Origin of the sequence: Limnospira sp. (assembly GCF_051859755.1) — a bacterium.
GTDB lineage: Bacteria > Cyanobacteriota > Cyanobacteriia > Cyanobacteriales > Microcoleaceae > Limnospira > Limnospira fusiformis.
The window spans coordinates 1-3,938 of sequence record NZ_JBIMLI010000242.1; the positions used below are offsets into that span (position 1 = coordinate 1).

Consider the following 3,938-nt stretch of genomic DNA (forward strand, 5'->3'; position numbering starts at 1 on the left):
CGCTTGACACAACACAGTCGGACTCTAGTAGGTTGGGTGGAGCGATCGCGAAACCCAACACAGTCGGCTAGGCTGGGAGTGGTTAAGTTTTTGTCAGGTTTCCTGGGTTCATATAACCTACTGATTTGTTGGGTTTACGGAGTTCACCCAACCTACTCCTGGTGCGATCGCTTTACACAAAACAGTCGGCTAGGCTGGGAGTGGTTAAGTTTTGGTGGGGTTTCCTGGGTTCACCCAACCTACTCCTGGTCATATTAAATCATGAAATATATGCTACAATTAGGAATAAAATTAATCAGCCCCAATTGGGATAGAGTCAACTGCTTATGACTGTACTCATCTCAGACGAAATCCTGGAAGCCTCTCAGCTTACCCCAAGCGAATTTCGCCAAGAAGTAGCATTACACCTGTTTCAAACCGGGCGTTTGACCTTGGGCTATGCCAGTAAATTGGCAGATATGCCATCCGGTGCTTTTCGCCAACTTCTGAAACAACGAGATATCCCGCTTTACTCCTACGATGTGGAAGATTTTGCCTTAGATATCAAGAATTTACGGGAGTTGGGACGCTTGTGATTGTCATTAGTGATACATCAGTAATCACTAACCTGGCGGCAATTCACCACCTAAAACTTCTGTCTCAACTTTACCATCAAGTGACTATTCCTGAATCTGTGTATCGGGAACTCGTTGATATTGACCCTCCCGTACCCGGAACTCTGGAAGTTCAAGGTGCAGCCTGGTTAAAAGTCAGAGCATTAGTTAACCGTAGTGTGGTTGAACAGCTTCAAAATGAGGTAAGGTTAGATCCGGGAGAGGCAGAGGCGATCGCTCTTGCCATAGAGCTTCAGGCAGATTTGTTGTTGATTGATGAGCGTCGGGGTCGAGCGGAGGCTGACCGTTTAGGCATCAAGATTACTGGATTGCTAGGCATTCTGGTTGAAGCCAAGCAGAAAAATTTAATTACTGCGGTCAAACCTCTGATGGATGCTCTGATTGCTACGTCAGAGTTTAGAGTATCTTCGGCTTTATACAACCAGATTTTGAATATGGTCAATGAAACTTAATCGATATCTGATCAACCCCGTTTCTGCCATAACCTTTGCCTCCTCACCCAAATCTGCCTCAGAAACCCCCTTTCTCAACCCCTCAACCCATCCCCCGCCGCCATTTTCTAGTAGGTTGGGTGGAGCGATCGCTTTACACAACACAGTCGGACTCTAGTAGGTTGGCTGGTGCGATCGCGAAACCCAACACAGTCGGCTAGGCTGGGAGTGGTTAAGTTTTGGTGGAGTTTCCTGGGTTCACATAACCTACTCCTGGTGCTATAATTAGCTTAAATGGCTCAACAAAACCATGAATACAACTCAACTACGCGAAAAAGTCGCCAGCCAACTCAACAACCTCTCACCGGAAAGACTTGCCCTCGTTAGTGAGTTTCTCGACTCCCTAGAAACCTCCGAACCTACTCAATCCTCTGGCTGGCAAAAATTGCCCCCGCTAAAACCAGGGAAAACCGCCACAGATTTACTCAAAGTTGCCGGAACTTGGCAGGGGGTATATGGCGGATAAGTCGGCGAAAAAATCCGAAAACATCAGAGCATCAGCATCCAGCATAGGCTCTGTTGGGACAAAAGCATCAAACCACCTCAAGTGTTTTCGGTTGAGGAATGACCTCACCTTCCGCCTGCCAAGCTGCTAGATACATTTCAATCACTTCTTCCCCATTGCGGATTGCCTCTTCCCGAGTTTTTCCGTGAGTACAAGGCATCACGACCTGCTCAGAAAACTCGGGAATGGTGACTAGGAAAAGCTCATCTTCATCAGACCATTGAACAATCATGCTGTATCGACTCATGAATCTTCCTCCTCTCTCAACCCTTCCAGTTCAGTTAGCAGTTTTTCCAGTTGTTTTTCTAGGTAACGGGGCACATCATCTCCATCCTGACCTGAAATGGTCAGGGTTTTTCCAATCAGAGGATGTCGCCAACGCTCATGGCTGCCCTTACCGCGCTTAGGCAAGTAAACAAAGCCATACTGTGCAATTTGAGCTTTCAACTCTCGAATCTTCCGGGGCATTAGTATGATTTAGGCATTTTGGTCTAGTTTATCACTTTTTCCGTTTTCATAAAGATAACTCAACTATGTGGGGTTTCCTGCTACTAATTCGGCAACTCAGAAACCCCCTTTCTCAACCCCTCAACCCATCCCCCGCCGCAACTTTCTAGTAGTTGGCTGGTGCGATCGCTTTACACAACACAGTCGGACTCTAGTAGGTTGGGTGGAGCGATCGCGAAACCCAACACAGTCGGCTAGGCTGGGGGTAATTAAGTTTTTGTCAGGTTTCCTGGGTTCATATAACCTACTGATTTGTTGGGTTTACGGAGTTCACCCAACCTACTCCTGGTGCGATCGCTTTACACAACACAGTCGGCTAGGCTGGGAGCGCGATCGCTTCGTTTCACGCTCTTACCATCGAGCTTAATCCAGATTTGCTAAACTTGAGTTGCTACCATCAAACCTCAAATCTTTCAATAATCGCTAACCATTATGACCTTCCAACAATTGCAAAAACAAGTCTTAGATTTACCTCTAGGCGATCGCTGGGCATTGCTCAAACTCCTGGTGGAATCTTTGCAGCCAACTCCGCTGCCTTTTCCAGAGGCAACACCCACACTAGAAAGCACCCCTGGAGACGAAGACAATTCCCTGGAGCAATACTATGGCTGTATTGACGATGAAACATTTATCCGCCATCCCCAACCGGAACAAGGCGATCGCCAACCGATTATATGAGATTTTTGCTGGATACAAATAGCTGCATTATCTATTTACGCGGCAAGAACTTAGCTCTGAAGAAGAGATTGGAGTTTTATCGCAAAGAAGTTGCTGTGTGTTCAGTCGTCAAAGCAGAGCTTTTTTACGGTTCTATGAAAAGTGCCAATCCCGAAAAAAATCTCAGGTTACAGACAGAATTTCTCTCGCAATTTATCTCTCTTCCCTTTGATGATGTGGCGGCAAATTTATTTGGCATAATCCGATCGCAATTGGAATTTAAGGGGACTCCTATCGGGTCTTATGACTTACAAATTGCGGCGATCGCCCTGGCACATCATCTCACCCTAGTAACCCACAATGTCCGTGAATTTAGTCGAGTAGAGGGTTTACAGTGGGAAGATTGGGAGGCAGAGAGATAGCGTTTCTTGCCCCCCTAACCGATCGTATAGAGATGATGGCTGCCTGTGATTCGTTTTAGCTGCCAACCCTGTTGTTCCACAATTTTACAGAGTGCTTTACCAGAAATCGATTTCATAAAGATAACTCAATGAACTGTTTTTCTGGGGTGACTTCCTGTTGTTCACTCGCCACTTCCAGCCAAAGAAAGAACTGCATCTGCAAGCATTTCTAACAACTCTTCATAGCTCGATGCCCAGGTGTGACAATTGGGAAGGGCGGGTACTGAACCTGGACTTCATCTTCTGGCCAAATCATTGCTTTAATCTTCATCGTTTGTCTCTAATGGCTATCTAATCAGGATTTTAGCCGATCTGTTAACACCTCACTCAGCAACCCACAGCCTAGAAACCGGGTTGCTGCGAACCGCACCTTTTTCCCGAAGCTGATTAGAGAAATCCGGTTTCTCACACCCCCTCCAACCGCAGAAAATGCACCACCCCCGCCTCATCCCCCGCCGCCACCGTTACCCCATCCGGTGCGATCGCACAGGAAAGCATCCGAGCCTCCCCGGTAAAGGTGGCTAACTCTTTCCCCGTCTCCAAATCCCACAGTTTCAGGGTGTTATCATCCGATGCCGAGACGGCTCGTTTCCCGTCCGGGGCGATCGCTACTGCTGTTACCGAGCTACTATGCCCGGTGAGGGTAGCCAGTTCCGTCCCCGTCTCCAAATCCCACAGTTTCAGGGTGTTATCCCAGGATGCC

At 47.5% G+C, this 3,938-nt stretch carries 12 protein-coding genes; 8 read left to right on the forward strand and 4 right to left on the reverse strand.

Annotated elements, in window-relative coordinates; all coding sequences use genetic code 11:
* From ACTIE0_RS23225 to ACTIE0_RS23245, 5 genes are all read left to right on the forward strand, one after another.
* Positions 1-258: hypothetical protein (locus tag ACTIE0_RS23225; protein WP_439517006.1), on the forward strand; the 258-nt coding region annotated here is incomplete at its 5' end.
* A 68-nt stretch (positions 259-326) separates the two neighbouring features.
* On the forward strand, positions 327-575 hold the full coding sequence (locus ACTIE0_RS23230) for a UPF0175 family protein (RefSeq protein ID WP_006622539.1): 249 nt from the start codon (positions 327-329) through the stop codon (positions 573-575).
* Positions 572-1,066 carry a PIN domain-containing protein gene (locus ACTIE0_RS23235; protein ID WP_006622540.1) on the forward strand — a complete coding sequence of 165 codons (495 nt, stop codon included), beginning with the start codon at positions 572-574 and terminating at the stop codon, positions 1,064-1,066. The genes ACTIE0_RS23230 and ACTIE0_RS23235 overlap by 4 nt, the downstream gene beginning before the upstream one ends.
* Positions 1,056-1,223, forward strand: coding sequence for a hypothetical protein (locus ACTIE0_RS23240; RefSeq protein ID WP_155839114.1), 168 nt, complete (start codon positions 1,056-1,058; stop codon positions 1,221-1,223). The genes ACTIE0_RS23235 and ACTIE0_RS23240 overlap by 11 nt, the downstream gene beginning before the upstream one ends.
* Positions 1,224-1,355: 132 nt before the next feature.
* Positions 1,356-1,571 (forward strand): hypothetical protein, encoded by a 216-nt coding sequence (locus ACTIE0_RS23245; RefSeq protein WP_006622542.1) that lies wholly within the window; start codon positions 1,356-1,358, stop codon positions 1,569-1,571.
* Positions 1,572-1,638: 67 nt separating this feature from the next.
* On the opposite strand, the gene ACTIE0_RS23250 is transcribed toward ACTIE0_RS23245, so the two are convergent.
* Positions 1,639-1,857 (reverse strand): type II toxin-antitoxin system HicB family antitoxin, encoded by a 219-nt coding sequence (locus tag ACTIE0_RS23250; RefSeq protein ID WP_006669412.1) that lies wholly within the window; start codon positions 1,855-1,857, stop codon positions 1,639-1,641.
* Positions 1,854-2,078: a type II toxin-antitoxin system HicA family toxin gene (locus ACTIE0_RS23255; RefSeq protein WP_006622545.1), complete on the reverse strand. Its 225-nt coding sequence runs from the start codon at positions 2,076-2,078 to the stop codon at positions 1,854-1,856. Before ACTIE0_RS23255 ends, ACTIE0_RS23250 begins: the two co-directional genes overlap by 4 nt.
* Before the next feature lie 67 nt (positions 2,079-2,145).
* On the opposite strand from ACTIE0_RS23255, the gene ACTIE0_RS23260 reads away from it, so the two are divergent.
* From ACTIE0_RS23260 to vapC, 3 genes are all read left to right on the forward strand, one after another.
* Entirely contained in the window at positions 2,146-2,484 is a 339-nt protein-coding gene (locus tag ACTIE0_RS23260) for a hypothetical protein (RefSeq protein WP_439517007.1), read from the forward strand.
* Positions 2,485-2,549: 65 nt separating this feature from the next.
* Positions 2,550-2,795: a hypothetical protein gene (locus ACTIE0_RS23265; RefSeq protein ID WP_006669411.1), complete on the forward strand. Its 246-nt coding sequence runs from the start codon at positions 2,550-2,552 to the stop codon at positions 2,793-2,795.
* Positions 2,792-3,196, forward strand: a complete 405-nt coding sequence (vapC, locus tag ACTIE0_RS23270; protein WP_006669410.1) for a type II toxin-antitoxin system tRNA(fMet)-specific endonuclease VapC — start codon at positions 2,792-2,794, stop codon at positions 3,194-3,196. Before ACTIE0_RS23265 ends, vapC begins: the two co-directional genes overlap by 4 nt.
* Positions 3,197-3,210: 14 nt before the next feature.
* On the opposite strand, the gene ACTIE0_RS23275 is transcribed toward vapC, so the two are convergent.
* Together ACTIE0_RS23275 and ACTIE0_RS23280 are read right to left on the reverse strand one after the other, a co-directional pair.
* Entirely contained in the window at positions 3,211-3,312 is a 102-nt protein-coding gene (locus ACTIE0_RS23275) for a type II toxin-antitoxin system HicA family toxin (protein WP_368663646.1), read from the reverse strand.
* Between the two features lie 328 nt (positions 3,313-3,640).
* A partial coding sequence (locus tag ACTIE0_RS23280) for a WD40 repeat domain-containing protein (protein WP_439517008.1) occupies positions 3,641-3,938 on the reverse strand: 298 nt, incomplete at its 5' end.

Coding starts and splice junctions, on each gene's coding strand:
- ACTIE0_RS23250 (WP_006669412.1), bottom strand. CDS start 1,857: ATGAGTCGATACAGCATGATTGTTCAATGGTCTGATGAAGATGAGCTT.
- ACTIE0_RS23230 (WP_006622539.1), top strand. CDS start 327: ATGACTGTACTCATCTCAGACGAAATCCTGGAAGCCTCTCAGCTTACC.
- ACTIE0_RS23240 (WP_155839114.1), top strand. CDS start 1,056: ATGAAACTTAATCGATATCTGATCAACCCCGTTTCTGCCATAACCTTT.
- ACTIE0_RS23245 (WP_006622542.1), top strand. CDS start 1,356: ATGAATACAACTCAACTACGCGAAAAAGTCGCCAGCCAACTCAACAAC.
- ACTIE0_RS23265 (WP_006669411.1), top strand. CDS start 2,550: ATGACCTTCCAACAATTGCAAAAACAAGTCTTAGATTTACCTCTAGGC.
- vapC (WP_006669410.1), top strand. CDS start 2,792: ATGAGATTTTTGCTGGATACAAATAGCTGCATTATCTATTTACGCGGC.
- ACTIE0_RS23275 (WP_368663646.1), bottom strand. CDS start 3,312: ATGAAATCGATTTCTGGTAAAGCACTCTGTAAAATTGTGGAACAACAG.
- ACTIE0_RS23255 (WP_006622545.1), bottom strand. CDS start 2,078: ATGCCCCGGAAGATTCGAGAGTTGAAAGCTCAAATTGCACAGTATGGC.